The organism is Mesorhizobium onobrychidis, from assembly GCF_024707545.1.
GTDB lineage: Bacteria > Pseudomonadota > Alphaproteobacteria > Rhizobiales > Rhizobiaceae > Mesorhizobium > Mesorhizobium onobrychidis.
Window position 1 is genome coordinate 3782630 of sequence record NZ_CP062229.1, and the last position, 25887, is coordinate 3808516.

27 protein-coding genes and 1 pseudogene are annotated in these 25887 nt (G+C 61.6%); 18 read left to right on the plus strand and 10 right to left on the minus strand.

Annotated elements, in window-relative coordinates; translation table 11 throughout:
- Window positions 1-51: 51 nt before the first annotated feature.
- A complete protein-coding gene (locus IHQ72_RS18750) occupies window positions 52-960 on the minus strand; it encodes a LysR family transcriptional regulator (protein WP_258116442.1) in 909 nt (302 codons plus the stop codon).
- A gap of 127 nt (window positions 961-1087) precedes the next feature.
- Between IHQ72_RS18750 and IHQ72_RS18755 the strand changes: the two genes are divergently transcribed.
- From IHQ72_RS18755 to IHQ72_RS18765, 3 genes are all read left to right on the plus strand, one after another.
- On the plus strand, window positions 1088-1591 hold the full coding sequence (locus tag IHQ72_RS18755) for a nuclear transport factor 2 family protein (protein ID WP_258116443.1): 504 nt from the start codon (window positions 1088-1090) through the stop codon (window positions 1589-1591).
- A 62-nt stretch (window positions 1592-1653) separates the two neighbouring features.
- Window positions 1654-2634, plus strand: a complete 981-nt coding sequence (locus tag IHQ72_RS18760) for an alpha/beta hydrolase (protein WP_258116445.1) — start codon at window positions 1654-1656, stop codon at window positions 2632-2634.
- The gene (locus IHQ72_RS18765) at window positions 2631-3191 is read left to right on the plus strand and encodes a nuclear transport factor 2 family protein (RefSeq protein ID WP_258116447.1); all 561 of its coding nucleotides are present in this window, start codon (window positions 2631-2633) and stop codon (window positions 3189-3191) included. The genes IHQ72_RS18760 and IHQ72_RS18765 overlap by 4 nt, the downstream gene beginning before the upstream one ends.
- 31 nt (window positions 3192-3222) lie before the next feature.
- On the opposite strand, the gene IHQ72_RS18770 is transcribed toward IHQ72_RS18765, so the two are convergent.
- Window positions 3223-3657, minus strand: a complete 435-nt coding sequence (locus tag IHQ72_RS18770; RefSeq protein ID WP_258123879.1) for a cupin domain-containing protein — start codon at window positions 3655-3657, stop codon at window positions 3223-3225.
- A 71-nt stretch (window positions 3658-3728) separates the two neighbouring features.
- Entirely contained in the window at window positions 3729-4547 is an 819-nt protein-coding gene (locus tag IHQ72_RS18775; RefSeq protein ID WP_258116448.1) for an AraC family transcriptional regulator, read from the minus strand.
- A 104-nt stretch (window positions 4548-4651) separates the two neighbouring features.
- On the opposite strand from IHQ72_RS18775, the gene IHQ72_RS18780 reads away from it, so the two are divergent.
- Both IHQ72_RS18780 and IHQ72_RS18785 read left to right on the plus strand, forming a co-directional pair.
- Window positions 4652-5869, plus strand: a complete 1218-nt coding sequence (locus IHQ72_RS18780) for an amidohydrolase (RefSeq protein ID WP_258116449.1) — start codon at window positions 4652-4654, stop codon at window positions 5867-5869.
- Between the two features lie 67 nt (window positions 5870-5936).
- Window positions 5937-6173, plus strand: coding sequence for a hypothetical protein (locus IHQ72_RS18785; protein WP_258116450.1), 237 nt, complete (start codon window positions 5937-5939; stop codon window positions 6171-6173).
- A gap of 250 nt (window positions 6174-6423) precedes the next feature.
- Here the strand turns inward: IHQ72_RS18785 and IHQ72_RS18790 are convergent, their stop codons facing one another.
- The gene (locus IHQ72_RS18790; RefSeq protein ID WP_258116451.1) at window positions 6424-6723 is read right to left on the minus strand and encodes a DUF1236 domain-containing protein; all 300 of its coding nucleotides are present in this window, start codon (window positions 6721-6723) and stop codon (window positions 6424-6426) included.
- Window positions 6724-7039: 316 nt separating this feature from the next.
- Between IHQ72_RS18790 and IHQ72_RS18795 the strand changes: the two genes are divergently transcribed.
- The 3 genes from IHQ72_RS18795 to IHQ72_RS18805 all read left to right on the plus strand — a co-directional run bounded on the left by IHQ72_RS18795 (window position 7040) and on the right by IHQ72_RS18805 (window position 9611).
- Window positions 7040-7231, plus strand: coding sequence for a DUF3606 domain-containing protein (locus IHQ72_RS18795; RefSeq protein ID WP_123150566.1), 192 nt, complete (start codon window positions 7040-7042; stop codon window positions 7229-7231).
- Between the two features lie 302 nt (window positions 7232-7533).
- Window positions 7534-8937 (plus strand): sensor histidine kinase, encoded by a 1404-nt coding sequence (locus IHQ72_RS18800; RefSeq protein ID WP_258123880.1) that lies wholly within the window; start codon window positions 7534-7536, stop codon window positions 8935-8937.
- Window positions 8937-9611 (plus strand): LuxR C-terminal-related transcriptional regulator, encoded by a 675-nt coding sequence (locus IHQ72_RS18805; protein ID WP_258116454.1) that lies wholly within the window; start codon window positions 8937-8939, stop codon window positions 9609-9611. The genes IHQ72_RS18800 and IHQ72_RS18805 overlap by 1 nt, the downstream gene beginning before the upstream one ends.
- Before the next feature lie 33 nt (window positions 9612-9644).
- Here IHQ72_RS18805 and IHQ72_RS18810 read toward each other — a convergent pair whose 3' ends face one another.
- Window positions 9645-9800: a hypothetical protein gene (locus IHQ72_RS18810; protein WP_245319513.1), complete on the minus strand. Its 156-nt coding sequence runs from the start codon at window positions 9798-9800 to the stop codon at window positions 9645-9647.
- Between the two features lie 1163 nt (window positions 9801-10963).
- On the opposite strand from IHQ72_RS18810, the pseudogene IHQ72_RS18815 reads away from it, so the two are divergent.
- Window positions 10964-11236: pseudogene (locus tag IHQ72_RS18815) on the plus strand (hypothetical protein); the annotation flags it as partial.
- A 61-nt stretch (window positions 11237-11297) separates the two neighbouring features.
- Here the strand turns inward: IHQ72_RS18815 and IHQ72_RS18820 are convergent.
- The 4 genes from IHQ72_RS18820 to IHQ72_RS18835 are packed head-to-tail and all read right to left on the minus strand — an operon-like array spanning window position 11298 to window position 13585.
- Window positions 11298-11471 (minus strand): hypothetical protein, encoded by a 174-nt coding sequence (locus tag IHQ72_RS18820; protein ID WP_167366274.1) that lies wholly within the window; start codon window positions 11469-11471, stop codon window positions 11298-11300.
- 32 nt (window positions 11472-11503) lie between these two features.
- Window positions 11504-12631, minus strand: coding sequence for a WD40 repeat domain-containing protein (locus tag IHQ72_RS18825; protein ID WP_258116457.1), 1128 nt, complete (start codon window positions 12629-12631; stop codon window positions 11504-11506).
- A gap of 15 nt (window positions 12632-12646) precedes the next feature.
- The gene (locus IHQ72_RS18830) at window positions 12647-12931 is read right to left on the minus strand and encodes a hypothetical protein (protein WP_258116458.1); all 285 of its coding nucleotides are present in this window, start codon (window positions 12929-12931) and stop codon (window positions 12647-12649) included.
- Window positions 12932-12970: 39 nt separating this feature from the next.
- Complete coding sequence (locus IHQ72_RS18835) at window positions 12971-13585, minus strand: hypothetical protein (protein ID WP_258116459.1); 615 nt, start codon at window positions 13583-13585, stop codon at window positions 12971-12973.
- A 422-nt stretch (window positions 13586-14007) separates the two neighbouring features.
- On the opposite strand from IHQ72_RS18835, the gene IHQ72_RS18840 reads away from it, so the two are divergent.
- The 9 genes from IHQ72_RS18840 to IHQ72_RS18880 all read left to right on the plus strand — a co-directional run bounded on the left by IHQ72_RS18840 (window position 14008) and on the right by IHQ72_RS18880 (window position 23700).
- Window positions 14008-15681, plus strand: coding sequence for an aromatic/alkene/methane monooxygenase hydroxylase/oxygenase subunit alpha (locus tag IHQ72_RS18840; protein ID WP_374120256.1), 1674 nt, complete (start codon window positions 14008-14010; stop codon window positions 15679-15681).
- Window positions 15682-15735: 54 nt separating this feature from the next.
- Window positions 15736-16797: an NADH:ubiquinone reductase (Na(+)-transporting) subunit F gene (locus IHQ72_RS18845; protein ID WP_258116461.1), complete on the plus strand. Its 1062-nt coding sequence runs from the start codon at window positions 15736-15738 to the stop codon at window positions 16795-16797.
- 49 nt (window positions 16798-16846) lie between these two features.
- A complete protein-coding gene (locus tag IHQ72_RS18850) occupies window positions 16847-17905 on the plus strand; it encodes an aromatic/alkene monooxygenase hydroxylase subunit beta (protein ID WP_258116463.1) in 1059 nt (352 codons plus the stop codon).
- Between the two features lie 17 nt (window positions 17906-17922).
- On the plus strand, window positions 17923-18294 hold the full coding sequence (locus tag IHQ72_RS18855) for an MmoB/DmpM family protein (protein WP_236388125.1): 372 nt from the start codon (window positions 17923-17925) through the stop codon (window positions 18292-18294).
- Between the two features lie 73 nt (window positions 18295-18367).
- Entirely contained in the window at window positions 18368-19390 is a 1023-nt protein-coding gene (locus IHQ72_RS18860) for an amidohydrolase family protein (RefSeq protein WP_258116465.1), read from the plus strand.
- Between the two features lie 5 nt (window positions 19391-19395).
- Window positions 19396-20190, plus strand: coding sequence for an iron-sulfur cluster assembly protein (locus IHQ72_RS18865; RefSeq protein ID WP_258116466.1), 795 nt, complete (start codon window positions 19396-19398; stop codon window positions 20188-20190).
- A 77-nt stretch (window positions 20191-20267) separates the two neighbouring features.
- Window positions 20268-21899 (plus strand): molecular chaperone GroEL, encoded by a 1632-nt coding sequence (locus IHQ72_RS18870; RefSeq protein WP_258116467.1) that lies wholly within the window; start codon window positions 20268-20270, stop codon window positions 21897-21899.
- A 38-nt stretch (window positions 21900-21937) separates the two neighbouring features.
- Window positions 21938-22981: an NAD(P)-dependent alcohol dehydrogenase gene (locus IHQ72_RS18875; RefSeq protein ID WP_258116468.1), complete on the plus strand. Its 1044-nt coding sequence runs from the start codon at window positions 21938-21940 to the stop codon at window positions 22979-22981.
- A 137-nt stretch (window positions 22982-23118) separates the two neighbouring features.
- Window positions 23119-23700, plus strand: a complete 582-nt coding sequence (locus IHQ72_RS18880; protein ID WP_258116469.1) for a DUF1097 domain-containing protein — start codon at window positions 23119-23121, stop codon at window positions 23698-23700.
- A gap of 92 nt (window positions 23701-23792) precedes the next feature.
- On the opposite strand, the gene IHQ72_RS18885 is transcribed toward IHQ72_RS18880, so the two are convergent.
- On the minus strand, window positions 23793-25874 hold the full coding sequence (locus IHQ72_RS18885; RefSeq protein ID WP_258116470.1) for a sigma-54-dependent Fis family transcriptional regulator: 2082 nt from the start codon (window positions 25872-25874) through the stop codon (window positions 23793-23795).
- Window positions 25875-25887 lie beyond the last annotated feature (13 nt).

Consider the following 25887-nt stretch of genomic DNA (forward strand, 5'->3'; position numbering starts at 1 on the left):
GGACCGGCTGCCGATATGCCGTGGCACATGTCTCGTTTTCGCGGCGGCGCATCAGATCCGCAAATTGTGCGCGTTCGCGCGCACGAAGTCGATGAAGGCCCGCAGCTTGGGCGGGACGAGTCGGCGGCTGGGATAATAGAGGTGGAGCGGTTCGTAGGTCGGACAGAAAGGCTCCAGCACCTTGACCAGCGCGCCTGAGGCGAGAAGTGGCGCGGCGAGGCCTTCGACGGCGAAGGCCAGGCCAAGCCCTTGCGCGGCGGCTGTGATGCAAAGCGGAAGTGTGTTCACGACCAGGCGTGCGTCCGGCGTGAACTCGACCTGGCGTCCATTGACGAGAAACTCCCACGGCGAGATGGCGCGGGTGCGGGTGAAGGCGAAGGCGATGCAGCGGTGGGCGGCGAGGTCGGCCGGCCGCTTCGGCGTGCCATTGCGCGCCAGATAATCCGGGCTCCCCAACACGACCGTCTGCAGCGGCCCGCCCAGACGCGCGCCGATCATATCTTTCTCGAGAAGCTCGCCGATCCGCAGACCGGCATCGAAGCCCTGAGCAGCGATATCGACGAAATTGTCGTCGAAGATCAGGCTAAGCCGCACGTCCGGGTAAGCGTCCATGAACGGCCCCATCAGCGGCTCGATCAGCAGCGGCGCGGCGATCCACGGCAGGCTCAGGCGCAGCGTGCCGGCGGGGCGATCGCGGGTCTCGCGCAGCGCCGCGCCTGCCGCCCAGATCTCTTCGGCCGCTGGGCGCACGTGGTCGAGATAGTGGGCGCCGGCTTCGGTCAAGCCAACGCTGCGGGTCGTGCGGTTGAGGAGCCGCACCCCCAGACGCTCCTCGAGCCCCTTGACGGCTTCGCTCAACGAGGCCGGGGCGACGCCGAGTTCGGCCGCGGCGCGGGTGAAGCTCTTGGCCTCAGCGACCTTCACGAAGGCGACGATGCCACTGAACTGGTCGAGGCGCATTGTGAGGATATTCCAAATAGCCTTGTCGAACTATACGGGTTTTTCCGGTGAACAAAAAGCCTCATGTTGGGTCCGACGAATGGGCATCGCTGTTGCGACGGCTCGAACAGGCAAGGAGACAGGACTGATGACCAGGCTCGCTTCGCTCGCCGCCGGCGCTCTCCTGGCCGCGTCCGCCGCCCCCGCGAGCGGCGGTCCTCAGGAAGACCGCAACATCCAGCTGATCAAGGACTATTACGCAGCTTACGCGACCGGGAACCCGGAGGCCGTCCGGCCCTTTCTCGCGCCCGACATCGTGTGGCGCATTCCCGGCCATCATCCGCTGGCCGGCGACAAGCGCGGGCCGGAGGAAGTGGTCGCCTTCTTTCGTGGCCTGGCCGACGGCAAATTCAAGGCTGAGCCGATCTTCTTCCAGGCGCAAGGCGATCTCGTCGTCGACATCCATCGCGGCTGGTCGAACGTCGGCTCAGGTCCCGAGATCGACCAGCTCTACGCCCTGATGTTTCGCATCAAGGACGGCAAGATCGCCGAGGCACAGAATTTCTTGACCGACATGTACCAGTCGGACGCCTTCTACTGGACGCACTACCCGCTGAAGCCGCTGCCCGGCCGACTGGCGGACGACCGCTGAGACGGCGGCCTCCCTAAATCCGTCGCGCCGCGTTTCTCGCTCCAAGCCAAAGGAGACTTGCGATGTTGAAAATCCTGACGCTAGCCGCGGCCACCGCCGTCGCGCTCGGCTCCAGCGCCTTCGCCGCACCGCGCGTCGAGCGCGTCACTTTCGCCTCGCACGGTGAGCAGATCGTCGGCGATCTCTATCTGCCCGAGGATATGGACCCGGCGAAAGCTCGGCCCGCGCTGGTCGTGACCGGCGCATGGATGACGGTGAAGGAACAGATGGCCGCCCGCTACGCCCGCGAGATGGCCGACCGCGGATTCGTCGCCTTGACCTTCGACTTCCGCGGCTGGGGCGAAAGCGGCGGCGCACGTCGCCAATACGAGGATCCCGGCACCAAGATCGCCGACATCGAAGCGGCGGTCGCCTATCTCGCGACCCGGCCCGAGGTCAGCAAGGACCGCATCGGCGGGCTCGGCATTTGCGCCAGCTCCGGCTACATGGTCACTGCCGCCGCTAAAGATGCCGCGATCAAGTCGGTCGCCCTCGTTGCGCCCTGGCTGCACGATGCCGAGGTGGTCGAGCAGACCTATGGCGGCAAGGACGGCGTCGCGCAGCTCGAAGCTGTGGGCGATGCAGCCGAGGCTGCGTATCGCAGCACCGGCAAGCAGGTATTCCTGCCCGCCGCGAGCCTGACCGACGATCGCGCGATCATGTTCAAGGTGCCCTATTACACCGAGCCCGGTCGCGGCATGATCCCGGCCTGGCGCAACGAGGCCGATCCGGCCTTCTGGCGCGGCTGGCTGATGTTCGACGCAATCCAGGCTGCTCCGCGCCTGCATCAGCCCTTTCTGATGGTACACAGCGAGGTGGCTGCCATCCCGCAGGGTGCGCACAAATTTTACGCCGGGCTGACCGGGCCGAAGCAGGGGCTGTGGCTCGACAACGTCACCCAGTTCGACTTCTACGACCGGGCCACGCCGGTCAAGGCCGCGAGTGATGCCGCCGCCGCGCACTTCAGCGCCACGCTGGGCAGTGCAGGGGAGGCGGGGCAATGAACCGCGTCACCCGCCGGTATGTCCTTGCCTCGGCAGTCTTCGCCGCGACGCTTGCCGCCACCTCGGCGTTGGCCTTGAGCGCCTCGCTGTCCGCGGCTGCGCTGACGGTCGAAGACAGGAACGCCATCGCCGAGGCAGTGGCGGGGGTCGGCCTCTATGCCGACCTGCGCGAATGGAACCGGGTCAAATCCTGTCTCGCGGCTCGCGTCACGACCGACTATACGAGCCTTTTCGGTGGCGAGGTCGCGACCAGCGACCGCGACGCGTTGATTGCTCGGTGGCAAGGCCTTCTGCCGGGCTTCGACGCCACCCAGCACCTCATCACCAACATCGTTGTCGAAGGCGCGGGCAACGATGCCATCGCGCGCAGCCATGTCCGCGCCACCCACTGGATCGACACCCGGTTCTGGACGGTCGGCGCCAGCTATCTCCACCGGCTGGTGCGGACACCGGAAGGCTGGCGCGTCAGCGCCATCGCCATCCGCCGCCTGTACGAGGAGGGCGACCGCGCCGTGCTGGCCGCCGCAGCGGACCGGGTGAACGCGGCGGCGAATTGAGCAGCCGGCTGGAAGCCACCACTGTTGCCAGCTACTGGCGCAACACCGTGTTCTTAGTGCCTTCTTCGACCTGATCTATGACCAGCAGCTTGACCGGATCGGCGCCGACATTGGTCGCCTGATGCCACTGCCCGATCATTTCGACGATGAAATCGCCTGACTTGTACGTGGTGCTCTTGCCGGTCTCGACATTGGTGACCTGAAGCGTTCCACCCTGGACATACGCATAGCGGGGAAACGGGTGCTTGTGGACCGGTAAGGTCGCGCCCGGCGCAATCTCAAAGGACGAAACCAGGACCTGCACGTTTTTCTGCGGCAGCGTTATCGGCTGGCCGGAGGCGGTTTCCGTGCGTGATGCAAGTGGAGACACGACAACCGGCGTCCCGCTGCTGTCCAGCGCCCGAGCGGCGTCTGCAAATAGCGTGGCCGCAAGCAGCAGTGTCGTCGATACCAGGATTTTTCGCATGATTCCTCCCAAGCCCAGCTTCACCATCGCGCAGCAGATATTCGCGTGCAAGCATCTCCTTTCGGAAGCGCTCAGCCGCCTCTCCTATACATGCCAGGCGTTATGCCGCGCGTAGCCCGGAACGTGCGGGAAAGATGGCTCTGGTCGGCGAAACCTGCCGCTATCGCGGCATCGGCGAGGCCGAGCCCCTGTTCGATCAAGGAGCTGGCGCGACGCAGTCTCCGGTCGCGGATATAGGCCGCGGGCGTCAGGCCAATCGCCCTCTTGAAATCCCGTATGACCTGGAATCGGGTGACGCGCGCGGCGTCGGCAAGCCGCTGCAGGTCGAGTTGCGAGCCAAGTTCGCTTTCGACAAGGTCCTCGTAGAGCGAGAACCTCAGTCGCGATCCCGAGCTTTCGATCTCCTCTACCCGCCCGCCCCAATCGCCATGCCGAACGATGAGATGCCTCAAGGCGACGAGCAGCGACGCCTCGGCTTTCGTTGCGTCCCGGGACGTAGAACCTTCATGCGCCGCCGCCAACGCTGCGGCGAGATCGCTGTCCTCGATGATCGCGTGCGAGAAGACCGGATCGCCATCTCCGCCCAACTCGCGGGCGAGCCCCGCCATCAGCGGCACCGACGGATAAAACGTCCGGTAGGCCCAGCCTCCATCCGCACCTTGTTCCCCGTCATGCCACTCCTCGGGGTTCACAATGGCAATGGTGCCTGCCGGAGCAAGAACGCTGTGGCATCCGATGCGGATGCGTTCGCAGCCAGCTGTAATCAAGGCGATCACATAGTTTGGATGGGTGTGCAACTCGTAGCGGTGCCGCGTGAAGCGCGCCTCGAACAGGCCAAGGTCAGGGAAACAAGGATGGCGCCAGTACTTCCTGGTCTCGGTCGCGTCCACGTCTTTCTCTCTGCTGCGGTCAATCTGGTTCAAGACGCCACTTGTGCGACCTTCTAATCGTGATCCCGGATCAAACCGCCCTTTGCCGGTGGAAGGAGAGCGTCGTGCTGCATAATGACCCCATCGCCGCCTTGACGCCAGAGGTGATAGCCTGGCGCCACCATATCCATTCCAATCCCGAACTCGGATTCAATGAGAACGAAACGGCACGTTTCGTTGCTGAGAAACTGCGCGCCTTCGCCTTCGATGAGGTGCATGAGGGGATCGGCGGCACCGGGGTTGTCGGCGTCCTGCGCAGCGGCACGGGCACGCGCGCCATCGGTCTCCGCGCCGAGCTGGACGCGCTTCCGGTCGTGGAGAGGACCGGCTTGCCCTATGCGTCCAGGAATGAGGGCGTGATGCACGCCTGCGGCCATGACGGCCACACCGCCATGCTGCTCGGCGCCGCCAGACTGCTCAGCCAATACCGCGCCTTCGACGGCATCGTCTACTTCATCTTCCAGCCAGCCGAAGAAAACGAAGGCGGCAGCTTGCGCATGATCGAAGACGGCGTGTTCAGGCGTTTCCCAGTCGAGGCCATGTATGCCGTCCACAACTGGCCGGGCGTCAGACTGGGGACGATCGCGGCTCGCGTTGGAGCGCAGATGGCCGCCGTCGACAATTTCGAGCTGACCTTCGAGGGTCTTGGCGCGCATGCCGCCATGCCGCAGCTCGGCGACGACCCGATCCTGGCCGCGGGCGCCTTTGTCCAGGCCGCCCAGCGCATCGTCAGCCGCTCGGTCGATCCGCAAAGCGCGCTGGTCGTCAGCCTCACCCAGATCCATGGCGGCAATGTCGGCAACATCGTGCCGGGCAAGGTCTGGCTGCAAGGCACCTGCCGCTTTTTCGAGCCCGGTCATTCCGATCATTGCGAGAAGCTGATCGGCGAGATCGCCCGGGGCATTGCCGCAGCCCATTCGCTTAAAGCCACGCTCGACTACAAGAAGGGTTATCCGCCGCTCATCAACACGGCGATTGCCACGGCCCGCGCCGTCGAGGCAGCCGCCGCCGCCGTCGGGAGGGAGAACGTCACGACCGAGTTCAGCCCGAGCCTCGGCTGCGAGGATTTCGCCTTCATGATCCGCGAGGCAGGCGGCTGCTACGCGTGGATCGGCGTCGGCGATGTCGGTCCCGGCGAGGGGCTGCATGGCGATCGCTACGTATTCAATGACGAGATCGTGCCGACCGTGTTGCGCTACTACGTCAATCTGGTCGAGCAGACGCTTCCGCCTCGTGAACCGTCAGAGGGAAAACTGATGGCTCAGCGAGAAGTGCCGATCTGAATGCGTTTCGTGGCCTGCGCGAACCAACCCGACGCACTCACCCGACCGTGGCCACGAGCTGCGTTACGTGAACGGGATTTTCGAGCACTGCCTGCGCGGTATCGGCCTGCTTTTCATCGACATGCGCCATCACCAAAATGACGCCTTGTACAACGTTCGGCTCACCCGGCTTTTTGGCAACATCGGCGAATGCCTGGAGAAGCCCACCAGCAAGGCCGCCGCAGGCTCCACCGACGAGGACCATGCCAGCCACCGCTCCGACAGGATCAATGCCGGTGGCTCCAAAAGCACCCAGGCCGATTAACAGACCAGCTGCCGCGCCAAGCGCGGCACCGCCCGGACCGCTGAGGACAGCGCCGATTTCGTCGTCGTAAGGTCCGATGACGCTGATCTGTTCGCGAGAAACTCCTGCCGCCTGAAGCGCGGCAACGGCACGCGCTGCCTGGTCGTGGGAATCGAAAAGTCTGCTGATTGTTCGCATTTGACACTGCCCATAGCATAGTCGCCCGCCGCTCGTTTCGAAGCGGCGGGCGTCTCCTCCCCAAGTCATTCGGTCAATCGATGATTTTGACGATCCTGCGTGTGCCTGGATCAACAAGAACGGTCCGGTTGTCGACGACAACGTAGCGATACTCGACGTCGGGAACTTCATGAAGCTCGACCGTGTCGGGCAGCGTTGAGCCGATATTGAGCTCCAGCCCAAGGAGGTTCACCGATGCGAGCGGCTGCTTTTTCACATACTCCCTGATGACGGTCTCCTGCTCAGGCGCAATGATCACGTCCTGAGCGGCAGCGGCGCCGATACCCGCCAGTAGCAAAAATCCCGCGGCTGCAGTGAAAAGATGCATTCTCATAAGTGCCTCCTTATGTGATGTGAATGTAACCCCTTTGCGCTGGACGCATCCGCACCTTGCTTACTCAAACCTGAGGCAGCCGCAAACGTTCCTTTGGCTGGGCTTCGGTCCGAACCGGGAGGTCTTTCCGTAGGACCTAAGTCTGACGTGTCGCGCGCAATGGGTCCGGCTATCGAGCCGCCCGGAACCGCGACCGCTCGCACTCGTTCGCCGCAAGTTCAGGAGGAGCTCATGGAGAGGAGTGTCCACCACCCTCATCCAGCCTGTTTCCAACCGACATTCAGACCCCGTGTTACGCTTCGCCAGGAGAAAGGAAATGGCCGACAACAAGTGCAATCGAGACTTCCTCGACCACGACCGCCTGTCGGTCGACGAGTACTACGAGGTGGAACATTTCGCGCGAGAAAATGGCGTTTCGCCCAGCCAGGTCAGTAAGCTGATCAAAAAGAACGGTAACGATCGAATGACCCTTACTCAAGCGGTGAGAGCATTGCGCGACCGGAAGTGAAAGATACGCCGCACCTTCCTCTGCGATGGGCGATCATGCGTTGCACCATCTGTGCCGGGGGGAGATCGAAAGGATCGGAGTTGGCGCGTCATGACTTGCTGCCTCGCTCGACGAGGCCGTGGCGCTTACCCAAAAAAACCGCTGGCTGCGGTTTCCGTCCCGCCTGTAAGCCCTAAGTTCCCTTGGGATTGATCGGTTGCAGATCAAAGATGGCGTCGCTTAGCGTCGTTCGACAACAGATTGGCCGGTTCTCTCGAATCGTGCCGCTGGCGCGACGCGCCGCCGACCGGGCCGTTGGGGATATGGCGCCATACAGAGCGACAAGACTGATCGATCGATGGAATGCACTGTCGCTGGCCACTCAGTTTCTGCTCGCCGGCGGGCTATTCTCGCTGTCGGCGATGATCGTGGTGGGAATTTCCGTGACAAGCCAGATAGAAGCCGCGGTCACCCGGAACTCGGCTTCTGCGACCGCTCTTTACGTCGACAGCGTTATCGCGCCGCTGCTCCCCGACATGCGCAGGAGCGAAGTGCTCGACGAGAGCGTTGCCCACGCGCTGGATGAAACGCTGGGACAAGGCGCACTCGGCACAAGGCTCGAATCCTTCAAGCTCTGGCGCCGCGACGGCACCATCCTCTATTCAACCAATAAAAATTTGGTCGGGAAGCGCTTTCCACTCAGCGACAATCTCCGGGCCGCATTCGCAGGCGACATAGTTGCTGAATTGGACAGGCACTATGATAACCAGGCTGAGAGGGACAGCGGCTTGCATCTTCTTGAAATCTTTAATCCGATGCTTCAGCCGTGGTCGGGCGAAGTCGTGGCTGTTTTGGAATTCGACGAGATCGCCACCGATTTTGAAATGGACCTCCGGCAGGCACTCGTTCGGACCTGGTTCGATGTCGCAGCCGTCACCGCAATTTTTTTCCTCGGGCTCTCGGCGATCGTTTTTCGTGGCAGCCGCACGATTCGTTCCCAGAGCCGCTCATTGAAGCAGCGCATTGCCGAACTTTCCGATCTGGTTGTTCAAAACAGAATGTTAAGACTGCGGGTGCAGCGTGCTTCGCAGCGCGCTACGGCGTTTAACGAACGTCACCTCAGGCGGATCGGCGCGGACCTGCACGACGGGCCGGCGCAACTGGTTGCCCTCGCTGCGCTAGGGATTGACAGCCCCGTGCTAGCCGATCCTGCCACGCCGGCTGCGGCGCGCGCACGGGAATTGCAGGTGGTCAAAGCGAATTTGGACGATGCGATGCGAGAAATCAGGAATGTCAGCAAGGGCCTTATGCTGCCGCATGTCGAGAATGCCGAGTTGACGGAAATCCTCGAGCTTGCCGTGCGAGCGCACGAAGAGCGGACCGGCGTCAGAGTGATGCTGTCCATGACCGGGGGGCACACACCCTTGTCCCCAGCGGCCAAGATCTGCATCTTTCGCTTTATTCAGGAGGCGCTGAACAACGGCTTCCGCCACGCCGGGGGTGCCGGTCAATCGGTCGCGAAACATTTCGACGGGGAGCGCGTTTGTATCGAGGTTTCCGACACCGGCCCAGGTTTCGACCCGAAGATCATCCACCCTGAACGGCTGGGGCTCATCGGGCTGCGTGAGCGGGTAGAAAGCCTCGGCGGCCAATTTGGTGTAACATCTTCACAGAATGGCACGGTGGTGAAAATGGTTCTCAACATAGTCGAAATAGGACAGGCGTGATGGGAGCGGCCATAAAGCTCGCCATTATCGACGACCATCCGCTGTTCAGGGAAGGCGTGGTGCGCACTCTCGAGCAGATCGGCGGGTTCGAGATCGTTGCCCAAGGCAGCAATAGAGATGACGCCTTGCGGATATCGCAAGACCAGCAGCTCGATATTCTCCTAATGGACATCTCGGTGCCTGGAGGGGGCCTCAGCGCGATCGAACCGGCTCTGGAGCGGCACCCGGATCTGAAAATCGTGATGCTGACCGTTTCGGAGGAAAACCAGCACGTCATGACCGCCTTGCAGAGCGGGGCAAGAGGCTATGTCCTGAAGGGTGTCGGGTCGAGAACCCTGGCCGCCATACTGCGCACGGTGGCGATGGGCGAACGGTATGTTTGCCCGCAATTGTCGGCGCGCGTGTTGGTCGACTTGTCTAGCCAATCAACCGCGACCGCGAAACCCGACGTGCTGGCCGAACTCACCAGTCGCGAAAGAGAGATCCTGACGCTCGTTGCCGCGGGATTGAGCAACAAGCGGATCGGTCTTCAGCTGAACCTGCACGAGAAAACCATAAAGCATCACATGACGCGGATTCTCGCCAAGCTCAATGTGAGCAACCGGACCGAAGCCGCGATGACATTGCGCGACGCGACCGAGCATCAGCATCCGCCTGCCCGCCATCCTGCGTGAAGCAAGGTAGCCTTGCGGCCTGTGAACTCGTCATCACTCGATCATGGCGAGCAGTCTTGCCCGATCGGAGTTCGTTGCCTGCCGCCGAATGATGGTACGGCCCATGGCATCCCGCATTTCATAATGGCCACCGTCGATGCGCTCGCTGAGCCCGTTGGAATGCACCACACCCACACTTGGCCCGCGCACTTCGATCCGGTCTCCAGTGGTCGCGTTGACATATACTTTTGGCTTGTTGCCGGGGTTTACCGCGGCAACTGGATTTGCCGGGGGATTGCCTTTCGATGATTTTGATTTGCCCTTGCCCGCGTTGGCATTGGAGTTCGAGCTCCCGGGAGTTCCAGCGTTTCCAGCGTTCCCGGAGTTTCCAGCGTTCCCGGAGTTTCCAGCGTTCCCGGAGTTTCCAGCGTTCCCGGAGTTTCCAGAGTTCCCAGAGTTCCCTTGTGCCTGGGCGGCCTGCGGGCTAAGCGTCAGGGACAGGCCGTCCTGTGCCACACGGTAGGGGCTCACGACGAGAACCAAGGCCGATGCGCTGAGGCAGATGGCGACGCGAAGCCTTCGAAGAGATTTTGGCCTCCGCTGCGATTGAGAGCACGCAGGCCGCGCATTCATCCTGGCGAGAACTCTTGTCTCACGGCGCCTCAGGCGTTGCGGCCGTATCGCGTCTGTGATCAATGAATTTGCCAATAGCACGCTAGAATATCCTCTCACCGTCTTGGTCTGCGTTGCATTTCTACCTGTTTCGAATTCGCCCGAGCCAATCCTCTGTACTCTGCACCACATCACGCTTTCGCCATCATCAGGCGGTGTCAAGACCCACCAGTCTCAGGGGGAGAAACCGGTGGGTCTCGCTAGCGCAGGAAGGGACTCATTACTGCGCAAGTGTGTCGCCTTCATTGATCGGGCCCATCAGCCGATAATAAGCCCGACGGCCGCGACCCCGAACACCAAGCCAAATACCGGAAAAAGCAGCCAACGTGCCTGGTGAATGCTGGGGTCCATTGCAGCCTCCTGTCACGGGTTGGCATCGCAACGACGCCTGCAGGAGCTCGGTTCCTGAAAACTCTCCCATCTCAGGCTTTTGCGATAGCGGTCCCGGACCAAAGCACTGCCTGGGCCAGCCCATGGTCGGCCAGCGGGCAGACTGAAGTCCTATCTCAGGCCTTTTTGAGCATGAAAGGGGCCGTCGAGGGGTAATCCATGTGGGTAACGGCTGGAAGGTTCCTCAACACGCAAAAGACCGTCAGCTTGAACGGCGGGATGTACTGGCGACGTAAATAGCCGTCGCCATCCGACGAAAAGAGACTGGTCTCCAACTTCAATCGATGCATGTTGAAGGGGCCGCCGTGGGGGCAGCGGAAAGCCATAAGTTCAGGGTCTTCACCGCTGGTCAGAAGCGCCGCGTGACACCGGCCATCAAGCGCCAGATGCGGCGACGATTGGCCGTCGAGCCGGTGATCGGCCACATCAAGAACGAACACAGAATGGGCCGCAATTACCTGGCTCACACCCAAGGCGATGCGATCAACGCCATCCTGGCCGCAGCCGGCTATAACTTCTCCCTGCCGATGACGGCTTTCGGCTGCTTCGAAGGCAGGGCACGGCACGATGCCGTGCGGCTGTGAGAGATCAGGGGCATAGCCTTAGTGCGAGAGTTGCCTATTGCGTTCTTGGTTGGTCGTGAGTCTAGTTGGTCTTCAACTGGCCGACGCGGTTTTCGGCGATCCAGCGGGCGGCAAGCACCAATGCGCCCATACTGAAATCCTTGCCGTGCTTGGCCACCATTTCTTCCGACAGTTTGGCGAGCCGTTCGAAGAATTCGTCCTTGCTCTCGTCCTCGGGGGTGGGTTCGGTTTGCATTTTGTGCTCCTTTTGCATGCGGCCTGCCTTTGCTATTTGAACATCTGTGCGGGAAAGGTGACGATCGCGGCGGTGCCGTCGACGGCGCCCACTGCCAGGTGGCGTCCGTCGCCGGACCAGGCAAGCGCGGTTACCGCGCTGCCCAGCGGCCTGACGAGGAGTTCGTCTCGCGCGCCGATCTGGGCGATGGTGATCCGGCCATTGGCATAGCCGGCCGCTATCAGTTTCTGCTCCGGGTGCGCAGCCACTGTTTCGACCGGAACCAGCCCGGCTCGGCCAGTCGCCAGCGCGCCCGAGGTGTCGCCGTCAAGTGGCGGAGCGGTCATCGACCAGCCGGCGATCCGGAAGGCGCCCGACGCAAACAGCGCATTCTCCGGCAGACTCCAGCACACAGTCCGGACCGGCGATGGAAATCCCTCGACAATGTCAGTGCGGCCATCGGCCGCGCTGACCAGGGCAAAGCCTCCGGCTTCGAGCCCACAGGCTAGCCATGTGCCGTCGCCACTCCAGCGGATCGACACCGGGCGCGCCGAAAAAGACACCTCGCGTATCGGGGCAACGTCGCCGTCGACCGCCCAGATCGATAGTCCATTATCCCGGCCGCAGGCTAGGCGCCGCCCGTCTGGCGAAAAGGCAAGCGCATCCGTGGACGGTGTCGGACCGTGTCGCAGTCTCACCGCATCGCCTTGGCCGCGTGACAGGAAGATATCCTGCCCGTTGCTGACGGCTGTCATGGCCGTCCGGGGGCTGTGGTCGATGGCGACGACCGGTCCGTCGATCTTGACCAGTGCCTCCATCACATTGCCGTCCGCGGTCAGATGCACCGCCTCGCCGGGCGCCGTTCCGACAAGGAAGCCGGACTGAAGATAGCTGGCGAGTGGGACGTCGCCCTCTCCCAAAACAGCGGTGGCGATCAGTGGCGCCGGAAATTTTTCTCTTGGGCGGATCGTCGTCTGGCCGAGATCGCCGCTCACCCTAATCCGCGATTCCGGCAGCTCCTGGTCCGCGACCGCGGCAATTGCGACCGTTCCATCCACGCACGTGAAGGCGACGGTCGAGCCATCGGCGCTGAAGCGCAGATCGGCGACCGCCGACGGACGACGCCAGCTTCGCGCCAGCAGGTCGAACAAGGTCAGGTTCTGTATCGCGTGCTGGTTCATGGATATTCCCCTTCGTCAGTTTCCATCCATCGCCGCGAGGCTGCTGTCGACGTCCTTGATGTCGCCTTCCGCGGCGACGATGCGTTCCTCGCACGCCGCACATTCATTCATGATTGCCGCGGCTCTCTCCTCTGCTTCATGCAAATCCTGCACCAGTTGCGCGCTGCCGCCGCTCCTGCCGATTTCGAGTTCCAGGCGCAGCATATCCATCTCGACACCGGCGCGTTTCTGATTGAGCCGTAGGGCCTCGGCAGTCAGCCCGGAGACGTTGGCGACAAGATCGAGCCGGCGGGCGAGCAACATGTCACGCCTGGCAGTTTGCCCCATCGGATCCTCCCATCATTTGTCGGTCCCAGCCATCGGTCCGGGTGGTTTTTCGAAAACCGATAGCAATTTGGGCAATGTGCCGGCCTGCGAATGGAATTGTTTTTCAGCCGTTTCAATGTGGCTCTTGAGCTGATCCCAGATGTCGACGCGGATCATCGATGTTGTATCGCCGGTGAGGCGTTCGATCTCCTCGACGCGGAACTGCCGCGACAGTGAAACGCCGGAAAACACGAAGTCGCGCAACAGGATCGCATGGTTCTCGATGAACAGATGGATCATCGGATGCGTTTCCGTGGTGACGCCGCCGGCGGCAAGCTCGGCCCGGATGAAGTCTTGGAAGTGGCTCTGGAGGCGATGTTGGCTCTCGCCCAGAAAGCGCATGACAAAGACCAGATCGCGGGGCATCAGCCTGACAAGATCGCCGGTGACGCCGTCGGTCTGACTGGACATTGGCTCGGGCGGCCCCCGGCTGTCTTTATCGTTTGGCATGGTCTTCTCCAGCGCGAGGCCCATCCATGGGGGCCTCTCGCCACCAAATAGTAGAGAAAGACGCATAATTGAATAGATGATATTCGTTTTTGCACTTGCTGCGCTTGCTAACAAAATATATTGCAGTTGCGAATACATGTTAAATATTACAGACGTACGTTACACCTGTAAAAGAATGTTACAGTTGACCATCTGCTCCTATGCCGAAAGAGCAGCGATTTTGTTTTGAGCCCTTGCCATGGATGCTAATTTAAAGTTGGCACGGCGCTTGCATTGTGTATTTGCACAAGAAGCCCATCGCGCTTTGACGCGGTGCCAAAAGAACGAAGGAACGGAGGAAGCAGGTCACGTCCGCATCGATACGCCCATCGCATATGCGGTTGGCGCCGCGGTCCCTGTCAGACTCTAACACCTTTGCCGCGATCCACTTGAATGGCCGGACCATGAGTCGCGCCTGAACGCGCAACCCTTTGTCGTGCCGTTCGCATTCTCACTGGCGGCGCTGTGCGCCGCTTCATGCCGGGGTCAAGGGACCTGCGGTTCAAACCTGGTGGAGGCTTATGACCATGACGTCTCTGACGCTCAACAAGATTACTTCGCAACGCGGAATCTCCGTGGGCGAGGCAACCAAGAAGATTGCCGATCTCGGTTGGAATCCTTCCTACGTCCAGGAAGCGATGACGTTTCCAACGGACTACAAGATCAACAAGACACCGCGTGACCCGATGAAACAGGTTCTGCGGTCGTACTTCCCGATGCAGGAAGAGAAGGACAACCGAGTTTACGGCGCGCTGGACGCGGCGCTGCGCGGCGACATGTTCCGCAATGTGGAACCGCGCTGGGTCGAGTGGATGAAACTCTTCCTGGCGATCATTCCCTTCCCGGAAATCTCCGCCGCCCGCTCGATGGCGATGGTCGCCCGCATCGCACCCGGCGAGGAACTTCGAACCGGCTTCACCATGCAGATGATCGACGAGTTCCGCCATTCGACGATCCAGATGAATTTGAAGAAATGGTACATGGAGAACTACATCGATCCGGCCGGCTTCGACATCACCGAGGAAGCCTTCGGAAAATGCTACGCCACCACCATCGGCCGGCAGTTCGCGGAAGGCTTCATCACCGGCGACACCATGACCGCCGCTTGCATGTACCTGACTGTGGTCGCCGAGACCGCTTTCACCAACACGCTGTTTGTCGCCATGCCTTCGGAAGCCGCCCGCAACGGCGACTATGCGCTGCCGACCGTCTTCCTGTCGGTGCAGTCCGATGAGAGCCGGCATATCGGTAATGGCCACTCGCTGCTGATGGCGGCGCTCAAGGAGCCGGAAAACCACCTGCTGCTCGAGCGCGACCTGCGCTACGCCTTCTGGCAGAACCACGCGATCGTCGATGCTGCCATCGGCACCTTCATCGAATACGGCACCACCAACCGCGACAAGAACAAGGAGTCCTACGCGGAAATGTGGCACCGCTGGATCTATGAAGACTACTACCGCACCTACATGCTGCCGCTCGAGAAATACGGCATCAAGGTCCATCACGACGACGTACAGGCGGCGTGGGAGCGCATCACCAAGAAGAACTATGTCCACAAGGTCGGACAGTTCTTCGCGGTCGGCTGGCCGGTCAACTTCTGGCGCATCGAAGCCCAGACCGACAAGGACTTCGAGTGGTTCGAGCACAAGTATCCAGGCTGGTACGGCGAGTTCGGCGAGTTCTGGAAATGGTACGCCAAGCTTAGCCACAAGGGCGAGAAGGTGCTGCTGTTTAACAGCGACGTCGGCTACGTCTATCCGCATCGCTGCTGGTCGTGCCTCGTTCCCTGCCTGATCCGCGAGGACATGGTTGTCGGCGAGATCGACGGCCAGTTGCACACCTTCGCCCACGAACTCGACAAGTGGACTGCCACCGTGGCTTTCGCCGACGAGTATCAGGGCCGTCCGACACCCGCGATGGGCCGCTTCAGCGGCAAGCGCGAGTGGGAGACGCTCTATGACGGCTGGGATCTGGCCGATGCCATCAAGGACCTGAACTTCGTCCGCTCCGATGGCAAGACACTCGTCCCGCAGCCGCATATGCGCTTCGACGACAAGGAGATGTGGACGCTGGACGACGTGCGCGGCAACACACTGGGATCGCCGTTGAACGCGCTCCGCGGCATGACGCCGGAAGCACGCACGCAGCACCTGGCTGAGTACGCCAAGGGCTTCACCATCAATCCCTGCAACTGATCAGGCCAAAGGGGGGCGGGTTCGTCCCGCCCCTTCCTTTCACTGGAGGTCCGTATGTCGGAAACCCACACGGTCAGGCTCAGCCCGGTCGGCGTCGAATTTGACGTCGAGCATGGCGAAACGGTGCTCAACGCCGCTTTCCGCCAAGGCATCGCCCTGCCGCACGGCTGCAAGGAAGGGCAATGCTCGGCCTGCAAAAGCGTGTTGCTCGAAGGCGAAGTCGACATGCTGAAATACTCGACCTTCGCGCTGAACGACATGGAGAAGGAGAGCGGTCACGTCCTGTTGTGCCGCTGCATCGCCTACTCCGATCTGGAAGTCGAGCTTCTCAACTACGACGAGGAGATTTTGGCGAAAGCGATCGCCGTGAAGACGTTCATGGGCCGGATTGCTCGGATCGAGCATCTGACTCACGACATTCGCGGCATCGAGATCGAACTCGGCTCGCCGATAAAGTTCTGGGCGGGGCAATATGTTGACATCACGGTTACCACGGAAAAAGGGGAGACGATTACGCGCTCGTTCTCCATGGCAAATACGCCGGACCAAACCCAAAAACTCTCCTTCATCATCAAAAAATACCCTGAAGGAAAGTTCTCCGGAGAACTCGATTCCGGAGGCATCAAGGCCGGAGCCGAAGTCACCGTCGTCGGACCCTACGGAACCTGTTTCCGACGCGACGAACGGCAAGGACCTCTGATCCTGGTCGGCGCCGGATCGGGCATGTCACCGATCTGGTCGATCCTTAACGACCACCTGAAGAGCGGTGAGAAACGTCCGGTCTATTTCTTCTACGGTGCCAGGACCCGCAACGACCTGTTCTATCTCGACAGGATCGCCGAGCTGATCGGCCAGCATTCGGATGTCACTTTCATTCCCGTGCTGTCGCACGCGACTGATGACGCCGAATGGGACGGCGAACGCGGTTTCGTGCACCAGAGTGTCGACGCCAAGCTCAAGCAACTTGCGGTCGACGGGCAGGGCGATGTCCATGCCTGTGGCCCGCCACCGATGATCGATGCGCTTCAGCCGGTTCTATTCATGAACGGGTTCGAGACGGAGCGGATCTTCTTCGACAAGTTCACCACATCGACAGGTGCTACGCCGACCCACTGAGGGGCGGCGACGCTACTACAAGCACAACTGCAGCAAGGGAGTGAAGACTATGCCAGCTATCTCGAGTTCAGTCGGATCCGGAGCCGCCGGCGCGGCGATCTTTGCCGACTCCGACAGCCGGAAGTACCGGTATTTCGACCCGAAGGGCCAGCGCGCCACGCACTACGAAGACATGACGGTCGACGTACAGCCTGACCCGGAGCGTTACCTGATCCAGGACTGGATCATCTCCTTTGCCGACGGCAAGGGCGCCTATGTCAAGCAGAACACCGCCGCGCAGAGCTCGAACTGGCATGCCTTCCGCGCCCCCGATCAGGAGTGGGAACGCACGCACTATCAGCGCCAGTCGAAGATCGAGACGATGGTGCAGAGCGTCATCAACAATGCTCGCAAGTCGGGGGCGCCGAAGACCTTCGACAAGGCCTGGGTCAAGATCCTGCAGACGCAGCTCGGCGCCTGGAAACATGCCGAATTCGGGCTCGGCACCTCGCTAATGCAGGCGCAGCGTTACGGCTACACCCAGATGATCAACAATGCGACGCTGACCAACTCGTCTTACAAGCTGCGGCTTGCGCAGGACATCACGCTCTACCTTGCCGAGATCGGCATGGACCTTCCCGGCTGGGACGACGAACTCGGCAAGAAGGCCTGGCTCGAGGACAACAACTGGCAAGGCACCCGCGAAGCGGTCGAGACCATCATGGGCGCGGCCGACTATCTCGAACAGTATTTCGCCATCAACATCGTCTTCGAACCGCTGGTCGGGGAAGCATTCCGCTCAGGCTTCCTGATGCAGATCGCCGCCGCCAACCATGACTTCATCACGCCTGCGGTGATCTCGGCAGCCGAGGCCGACTACGAGCGCAATCTCGCCAACACGATCGACCTCATGCACATGCTCGCCAATGACGAGAAGCACGGCGCGGCGAACAGGAAGCTCTTCCAGGGCTGGGTCAAGAAGCACGGCGCGCTCGCCGACAAGGCAGCCACCGGCCTGCAGCCGATCTGGTCGATGCCGCATTCAAAGCCGGTCGCTTTCGCCGATGTCCGTGCCAAGTCCGAGGAACGGATTGGTCAGATACTCGACGAACTTGGCCTCAATCGCTGACACAGGGAGAAACCGTCATGTCAACTGCAGCACGCGACGCATCGCAATCCAACATCTTCAGGTCGATGAAGGACATCACCTTCGAACAGACGATTTCGCACCAGTGCGGCGTCACCATGAACGACTCGGTGGAAGCCAGGGCCATCGCTGAATTCATGGGCCTGAAGCCGAACGTGATCGTAACCTACCAGCCGGCGATGATCCGGATCGATGGTACCGGCAAGCTGATCTTCAAGATGGATGAAATCAGCGAATATCTCGGCCGCGAGATGACGGCGGAAACCTTCGAGGTCAACAGCTCCACCCACTACGGGAGGATGGTGCGCATCGACGACAACACCGTGATCCTGTTCGGCAACATGGACGAGATGTTCGAATACATCGAATAGCCGAAAAAATATCAGGCGTGCCGCCTGATTGCGGCACGCCGAACCGATCAACACGCATCTTGCGGAGGAAAGAATGTTTAGGACACCGGAAGGCAAGGACATTTTCGTGGTCGACGGCCACACCCATTTCTGGGACGGCAGCCCGGAGAACCAGAAGAATGTCCACGGCAAGCAGTTCATCGATTGCTTCTACGCCTATCACACGGGGCTTAGCCCCAAGGACCAGTTGTGGGAGAAGAGCAAGTTCGAAAAGTACAGCGCCGACGATCTCTATCGCGATCTGTTCATCGATGGTCCCGACGATGTGGCGATCGTCCAGTCGACCTATCTCAAGGACTTCTACAAGAACGGCTTCAACACGATCGAGCGCAACGCCGAGGTGGCCAAGCTCTATCCCGAGCGTTTCATCGTCAATGGGGCCTTCGATCCGCGCGATGGTGAAAAGGCGCTTGAGTACATCCACTTCCTCAAGGAGACATACGACGTCAAGGGCGTGAAGATGTACACGGCCGAATGGAACGGCGCCTCCAAGGGCTGGAAGCTCACCGACCCCGATGCCTACAAATGCTTCGAACTCTGCGACAAGCTCGGCATCAGGAACATCCACGTCCACAAGGGCCCGACGATCCTGCCGCTCAGCAAGGATGCCTTCGACGTGCATGACGTCGATCACGCGGCGACGGATTTCCAGGGCCTCAACTGGATCATCGAGCATTGCGGCCTGCCGCGCCTCGACGATTTCTGCTGGATCGCGACGCAGGAAACCAACGTCTACGGTGGACTTGCGGTAGCGCTGCCCTTCATCCATTCCCGCCCGCGCTATTTCGGCGAAGTCATCGCCGAACTGCTCTTCTGGCTCGGGCCGGAGAAGATCCTGTTCGGTTCCGACTACGCGATCTGGACGCCGCGCTGGCTGGTGGAGAAATTCTGGGCCTATCAGATCCCCGACGACATCGCTGCCGAACGCGGAGTGCAACTCACCGACGAGATCAAGGAGAAGATCCTCGGCCTCAACGCCGCGCGTCTTTACGACATCGATATCGATGCCAAGAAGAAGGCACTCGCGGGCTCCCCCTTCAGCATCGCAGCGGAGTAGTCACGATGGGCGCTGCCAGAATACCAAGCCGCCAGGCAGAAGTCTGGCGGCGGCTAACCGAGGTCAATGACCCGGAACTCGACGAACCGGTGACCGAGATGGGCTTTGTCGAGCGGGCCGAGGTTACGAGCGATGGCAGCGTGGAGATAGATTTCCGCCTGCCGACCTACTGGTGCTCGCCCAACTTCGCGTTCCTAATGCTGGACGGCGTCCGCAAGGCGCTCGACCAGCTCTCCTGGGCGCCGGCCTATCGCGTCAAGCTGCACGACCACATGTTCGCGGAAGAGGTCAATCGCGGCATGGAAGCCGGCAAGACATTCGCCGATATTTTCGTCGAACTTGCCGAGGATCAGGATCTGGGCGCTTTGCGCGAAACCTTCAGGATAAAGGCATTCAAGCGGCGCCAGGAGGCGGTCTTGCGCGGCCTCCGGCAGCATGGTCTGACAGATCGGGAAATCCTCGATATGGACCTGCCGGCATACGACGTCGCCCGGTTCGAACCGGGCGAGGCGGCCAACCAGAAACCGAGGTACAGGGCGGCTTTGCTCGAACGCTACCCCGACCGCCGGATGGATGATCCTGTCTTCGTGACCTGGGAAGGACAACGCATACCGCCCGCCGCGCTCGGTGCCCATCTCGCCGAACTGCGCGGTGTGCGCGTCAACATGGAGTTCAACGGCGCGCTGTGCCGTGGGCTCAAGCAGACCAGATACAAGGAACTGGATGTGGTCGAGGGCGAACCGACGCTGGTCGATTTCATCATGGATCGCGTGCCGGGACGAGCCGCGCCGACCGCCTGAAGCAGAGCTGAAAACAACGGCCTCCCCCGCACGAGGCCCCTAACCAACAACCCGCCCGTAAGGCGGAAGGAGGAATCATGCCCAAGATAATGCTTCACAATTCCGACGCCCGCCGCGCTCTCGCCCGTGGCGTCTTTCGGCTGGCCGCTGCCGTCGAGCCGACGCTCGGCCCCAAGGGCATGAACGCCATGATCGACCGGCCGATCGGCACGCCGATGGTGACCCGCGACGGCGTCAGCATCGCCTCCGAGATCGAGCTGCACGACCGTTTCGAAAACATGGGCGCGCAAGTGGTCCGCGAGGTCTCAATGCAGACCAACGAGGTCGCTGGCGACGGTACCACGACTGCCATCGTGCTCGCCAACGCTCTCATCCAGGGCGGTGTGGAGGCGAATGAACGCGGCGTGAAATCCGTCGATCTGTGCAAGGGCATAGACCTTGCCGTGGCAGCGGTGGTGGCGGCGCTCAAGGCTTCGGCCAAGCCGGCAAAGGGCAACGGCATCCTGGCGTCCGTCGCCAACATCGCCGCGACCGATGCCAAACTTGGCGCTCTGGTGGCGGAAGCCCATCATCGGGTAGGGGCCGAAGGCGTCATCACCACCGACTTCAGCGTGACCACCGAGACCACGCTCGATGTGGTCGAGGGCATGTCCTTCGAACGCGGCTATCTTTCGCACCACATGGTGACCGATCAGGAGAAGATGGAGGCGGTTCTCGAACGGCCCTACATCCTGATGACCGACCTCAAGATCAAGGAGCCTGAGGCGCTGGATGCGGCTCGCCGCATTGCCGACGAGGCGGGTCGGCCGCTGCTGATCGTGTCCGAGGAAATGTCGCCGGAAGTGGTGGTGACGCTGCTCGGCAAGCAGGGACCGGGAAAATACCTCGTCGTCCACCCGCCGGAATATGGCCATTGGCGCAAGGCCATGATGGAGGATCTGGCCATCATCACCGGCGGCAAGGTGATCGCGCGCGACCTCGGCGGCCGGCTGGAGGACATCACCGCCGACGATCTCGGAACGGCTGACCGGGTGAAGACCAGTTCGTCCTACACCTCGATCATCCGCGGCGGCGGCGACCATGCGGCAATCGCATCGCGCCGCGCTCAGGTACAGCGGCAGTATGAAGCCTCGCCGCCGAACATCGATCAGGACAAGCTGCGCGAACGCCTGGCCAAGCTTTCTGGCGGCACCGCGATCCTTTATGCCGGCGGTGTCACGCCGGTCGAGCAGAAGCGAACCATTCAGCTCATCGAGGATTCGCTAAATGCGGTGCGCGCCGCATCCGAAGAGGGCGTGGTCGCCGGCGGTGGCTCGGCGCTTGCCCAGATCGCGCCGCTGCTCGACAATGTGGCGGCCGGCGTCGACGGGGATGTCGCCGAAGGCGTGCGCCTGGTGCGGTCGGTGCTCTCGCGGCCGCTTTGGCGCATCGCCGCCAATGCCGGCGCCGATCCCGAAGCAGTCGTGGCGGAAGTCACGCGCATCAACGGCGGCTACGGCTATAACGCGTCTGCCGCCAGCTACCAGAACATGTTCGAGGCAGGGATCATCGATCCAGTCCGCGTCACCTACACAGCACTGGCCAATGCAGCTTCGGTGGCGACGCTGATCCTGACCACCGAAACGCTGATCGGCCATCTGGCCGAGGACGAGGACCCGACGGCCGGACCGGCTCGCGGTGGCGGCTCCGAAAAGCTCGGCCGCGCCTGAAGCAATCCGAACGATCTCGACATTGAAAGGATACGACGATGAAAGCTGCCAGACTGTACGAATACGATCCGCTCATGAACGTCCAGCTCAGGATCGAGGAGGTCAAGGCGCCGACGATCACTGCCCCCGACGAGGTGATCGTGCGGGTCGGCGCCGCCGGCCTGTGCCGTACCGACCTCCACATCATCGAAGGTGTGTGGAAGCCGACCATGGACCCCGAAGGCACGCTTTTGCCCTACATCATGGGCCACGAGAATGCCGGCTGGGTCGAGGAGGTCGGCAGCGGCGTCAAGTCGGTCAAGCGCGGTGACGCCGTGATCTGCCATCCTTTCCGCTCGTGCGGCATCTGCCTCAACTGCCGGCACGGCGAGGACATGTACTGCGATAACGGCCAATTCCCCGGTCTTGGCATGAACGGTGGCTTCGCCGAATATTTCATAACCAGCGAGCGTTCGCTGATCAAGCTGAACGCCAACGTCACGCCGATTGAGGTGGCGCCGCTGGCCGACGCCGGCATCACTGCCTACCGCGCCGCCAAGCGGGCGGCCAAGCTGCTAAGGCCAGGGAGTTACTGTGTGCTGCTGGGTATAGGCGGGCTCGGCCATATCGCGCTGCAATCGCTGCACGCGATCTCTGGCTGCCGCATCATCGCCGTTGATCGCGAGCCGGCAGCACAGGTGCTGGCAAAGGATCTGGGCGCCGACTTCGTCCTCGATGGCGGGCCCGATGTGGTGGAGGAGGTCAGCCAGATCACTGGCGGTGGCGCCCATGTGGTCATCGATTTCGTCGGCGAACTCGGCGTCGAGAACATCTGCTGGAAGATGGTGCGCAAAGGCGGCCAGTTGTTTGTCGTCGGCTATGGCGGCACCGTCAACGTGCCGACCGCGCATCTCGTCATCGAGGAGATCAACATCGGCGGCAGCCTGGTCGGCAATTTCACCGAGCTTGTCGAACTGATGGAGCTCAACGCCGACGGCAAGGTGAAGATGCATTACACCGAATACAACCTCGCCAGCATCAACACCGCCCTCGACGATTTCAAGAACCGTCGGTTCACCGGCCGCGGCGTCATCGTTCCCTGAAGCATCTAGGTCGGGCCTGCACGGAGCGGGCCCGGCGTTTTGGTCCGCGTGCCGGGATCGCCGTTTCCGGGTCGATGTGGCGAAGCTGCTTGCCGGCCCCGGCAAGCCTTTCTTCCTTGAGCGCCGCGGCTGATGCCATGGCTTTCCGTATCGGGACGTCAGCGAAGCGTGGTCCTGAAACGAGTTCTTTGCTTCGCGGTTTGGAAAAATGGGAGGACAATATGGATCTTATTACAGGATTGGCCGTCGTCATCGGCATTATGGGCGGCATTGCAACGTGGGCAGCGATCACGATCGGCAACCCCTATGTGCTGATCTGGGCGGTATTTGTGGGCTGGGGGAGTTTCTATCACTGTGGCGGCAAGGAAGCCGGGTTCAAGAATTCGGCGCTTGCAAACCTTTGGGGAGCGATCTGCGCCGCCGGCGCATTGATAGCACTGACGTCTATTGGTGTTACGGCTCTCACGGCCGGCATTTGCGTCGGCGTTTCGATCGTAGTCCTGATTCTCGCTGCCAAGCTGCCATTGCTGAGTGCCATTCCATCAGCGGTCTATGGCTACGCAACGACCGCTGCACTTTTTCTACTCGGCGCTGCCGCCTATGGCGAGGGTCCAAGCGGCATCACCAAGGTCGCGGCAGCTGTGGTGATTTCGCTGATCATTGGCAACAGTCTGGGCTACGTTTCCGAGAAAGTGACAGCTGCTGTCGTGAAGAGCTGATCTAACCCCGCGGCCGCCTCAATTGATTGACTTTCCCCAACCCCGTGGCGCGAATGCCGCGGGGTTCTTCGTGCCGGTGACAGGTTCTGATCCTAGATGAAACCGCGCCGGATGCCGTATTGGTCGAGCTTGCGGTAGAGCGTTGGCCGGGAGATACCGAGCCGTCGCGCGACCTGGCTGAGGTTGCCGCCTTCCGCAGCCAATGCGTTCTTCATGGCCTGGCGTTCGGCCTCGACGAGCGTGCCTGCTGATTCCAGCGGGGATGCACTGCTGTCCGACCCGGCTTTCGATCCAGAGCCGGACGCGGTGATCTCCTCGGAAAGGTTGTGAAGCCCGACGTCGCGGCCGCGCGTCAGGACATGCAGCCGCCCGATGAGATTCTTCAGTTCGCGTACATTGCCCGGCCAACGAAAGGCAAGCAGGGCATCGAGTGCTTCGCGCGAGAATTCCAGCGGGTCCTCGCCTGCTGTGGTGGCGATCTGTCGGTTGAAATGTTCGATCAGCAGCAGCACATCTTCACCGCGCTCGCGCAGCGGGGGTACAGTGATCGAGACCGCGCCAATTCGATAGTAGAGATCGCGGCGGAAGCGGCCTGCAGCAATTTCCTGCTTGAGATCGCGATTGGTTGAGGCGACCAGGCGTACATCCACCGGGCGACCCCGGCTGTCGCCAATGCGGTGGACCACGCGCTCTTCCAGGACACGCAGAAGAAACGGCTGGATCTCGAGTGGCAATTCGCCGATCTCGTCGAGACTGAGGACGCCGCCATTGGCGAGCTCGAAAACGCCCGGTTTGCCTTCGCGCGAGGCGCCGGTAAAGGCGCCGGCGACATGGCCGAACAATTCGCTGCCGAACAGGTCCCTGGTGATCGCTCCGCAATTCATCGCAATGAACGGATCGTTCGCCGTGCGCCGGCTGCCGGCATGGACAAGCCGCGCAAACAGCTCTTTCCCGACGCCTGTTTCGCCTTCGATCAACAGCGATGTCAGGCTGCCTGAGCGGGCGACGCGGCAGGCGACGTCGACGGCGGCCTGCAGCGCGTCACTTTCGCCGACGATCATGGCGACAGCATCCTGAAGATGCTTGTTCACTTCCCGGTGGACCACCGCCGCGCCGGAGACTGCCGGTACCGAGGGGAACACAAGCGCCGCGCCGCGGAGGTCACCGTCGAGCTTGAGCGGCGTGATGTGGCAGGATCGCAGATGGGCCGGCAGCGCCCTGGCAAGGTCGGCCTCGGAGCCGGAGGACGGAAGGTTCATCAGCCAGCGGCCACGGCCTGGCTCCATCGGGCCATCCATCATCTCGGTGGTCTCGCCGTCAGGCACATTGTTGCAGAAGATTGCGCGGCCGCGATGGTCGACGATTACCAGTCCGTCTTTTCGGCGGTAGCTGGGAGCCGACGAAATGAAAGCTTCGAGAAGGCGTGTGCGCTGTTCCTGCTGCTGTTCGGCCAATGCCTTTTCGATCTGCCGGGCTGTTGCGGCGACGAGCGCTGTGTTGTGCGGCCGGAAGATCGGCGAATAGCCTGACAAGTCGACGACACCGATGATCTTGCCGTCGAGCGGATCGCGGATCGGCGCGCCGGCGCAAGTCCAGGATTTGATGCCGGCGCAGAAATGCTCCGCCGCATGGACGAAAGTTGGCTCGCCGGTCCACAGCGCCGTCCCGATGCCGTTGGTACCGACAGCATCCTCGTTCCATTTGCCGCCGATGGCGAGGTGGATGTCCATGCCGTCATGCAGCGTCCTCTTGTCGCCGATGGCGTCGATCAGCACGCCGTCGCTGTCGGCCAGAACCAGCATCGCGCCGGTCCCGTCCAGCAACTGGCCAAGGGAGGCGAACGACCGCCGCGCTGCCGAAAGCAGTTCTGCATTGGCCCGGGTCAGATATTCGATTTCGTCGCGATCACTGCTCAGCGGCGCTTCAATGCCTTGAGCGTTGATACCGCCGGTGGCACTGCGATACCAGGAATCATGGATGAGTGAGCGGACGTGGCTTGGGTGGACAGGATCGCGGGCGCATTTGGGCTCGTCCGCCAGAAAATTTTCCCAGGCGCGCATGGTGGCACGCTCGTCATAGTCGATGTTGCCCAGAACCATTTTGCCGGTGGCCAGCGACGCACGCGCCGGAAGGGCATCGATCTTCATATGATTGGGGTCTATCGCGCGTTTCATTCAGTCATCACAG

Excerpts from the sequence above, each read along its gene's own strand:
- IHQ72_RS18850 (WP_258116463.1), top strand. The coding sequence starts at position 16,847 with ATGCCAGCTATCTCGAGTTCAGTCGGATCCGGAGCCGCCGGCGCGGCG.
- IHQ72_RS18885 (WP_258116470.1), bottom strand. The coding sequence starts at position 25,874 with ATGAAACGCGCGATAGACCCCAATCATATGAAGATCGATGCCCTTCCG.
- IHQ72_RS18855 (WP_236388125.1), top strand. The coding sequence starts at position 17,923 with ATGTCAACTGCAGCACGCGACGCATCGCAATCCAACATCTTCAGGTCG.
- IHQ72_RS18845 (WP_258116461.1), top strand. The coding sequence starts at position 15,736 with ATGTCGGAAACCCACACGGTCAGGCTCAGCCCGGTCGGCGTCGAATTT.
- IHQ72_RS18770 (WP_258123879.1), bottom strand. The coding sequence starts at position 3,657 with ATGCGAAAAATCCTGGTATCGACGACACTGCTGCTTGCGGCCACGCTA.
- IHQ72_RS18755 (WP_258116443.1), top strand. The coding sequence starts at position 1,088 with ATGACCAGGCTCGCTTCGCTCGCCGCCGGCGCTCTCCTGGCCGCGTCC.
- IHQ72_RS18805 (WP_258116454.1), top strand. The coding sequence starts at position 8,937 with ATGGGAGCGGCCATAAAGCTCGCCATTATCGACGACCATCCGCTGTTC.
- IHQ72_RS18790 (WP_258116451.1), bottom strand. The coding sequence starts at position 6,723 with ATGAGAATGCATCTTTTCACTGCAGCCGCGGGATTTTTGCTACTGGCG.
- IHQ72_RS18860 (WP_258116465.1), top strand. The coding sequence starts at position 18,368 with ATGTTTAGGACACCGGAAGGCAAGGACATTTTCGTGGTCGACGGCCAC.
- IHQ72_RS18865 (WP_258116466.1), top strand. The coding sequence starts at position 19,396 with ATGGGCGCTGCCAGAATACCAAGCCGCCAGGCAGAAGTCTGGCGGCGG.
- IHQ72_RS18800 (WP_258123880.1), top strand. The coding sequence starts at position 7,534 with ATGGCGCCATACAGAGCGACAAGACTGATCGATCGATGGAATGCACTG.
- IHQ72_RS18795 (WP_123150566.1), top strand. The coding sequence starts at position 7,040 with ATGGCCGACAACAAGTGCAATCGAGACTTCCTCGACCACGACCGCCTG.
- IHQ72_RS18760 (WP_258116445.1), top strand. The coding sequence starts at position 1,654 with ATGTTGAAAATCCTGACGCTAGCCGCGGCCACCGCCGTCGCGCTCGGC.
- IHQ72_RS18750 (WP_258116442.1), bottom strand. The coding sequence starts at position 960 with ATGCGCCTCGACCAGTTCAGTGGCATCGTCGCCTTCGTGAAGGTCGCT.
- IHQ72_RS18820 (WP_167366274.1), bottom strand. The coding sequence starts at position 11,471 with ATGCAAACCGAACCCACCCCCGAGGACGAGAGCAAGGACGAATTCTTC.
- IHQ72_RS18825 (WP_258116457.1), bottom strand. The coding sequence starts at position 12,631 with ATGAACCAGCACGCGATACAGAACCTGACCTTGTTCGACCTGCTGGCG.
- IHQ72_RS18835 (WP_258116459.1), bottom strand. The coding sequence starts at position 13,585 with ATGTATTCGCAACTGCAATATATTTTGTTAGCAAGCGCAGCAAGTGCA.
- IHQ72_RS18840 (WP_374120256.1), top strand. The coding sequence starts at position 14,008 with ATGACCATGACGTCTCTGACGCTCAACAAGATTACTTCGCAACGCGGA.
- IHQ72_RS18765 (WP_258116447.1), top strand. The coding sequence starts at position 2,631 with ATGAACCGCGTCACCCGCCGGTATGTCCTTGCCTCGGCAGTCTTCGCC.
- IHQ72_RS18880 (WP_258116469.1), top strand. The coding sequence starts at position 23,119 with ATGGCTTTCCGTATCGGGACGTCAGCGAAGCGTGGTCCTGAAACGAGT.
- IHQ72_RS18875 (WP_258116468.1), top strand. The coding sequence starts at position 21,938 with ATGAAAGCTGCCAGACTGTACGAATACGATCCGCTCATGAACGTCCAG.
- IHQ72_RS18870 (WP_258116467.1), top strand. The coding sequence starts at position 20,268 with ATGCCCAAGATAATGCTTCACAATTCCGACGCCCGCCGCGCTCTCGCC.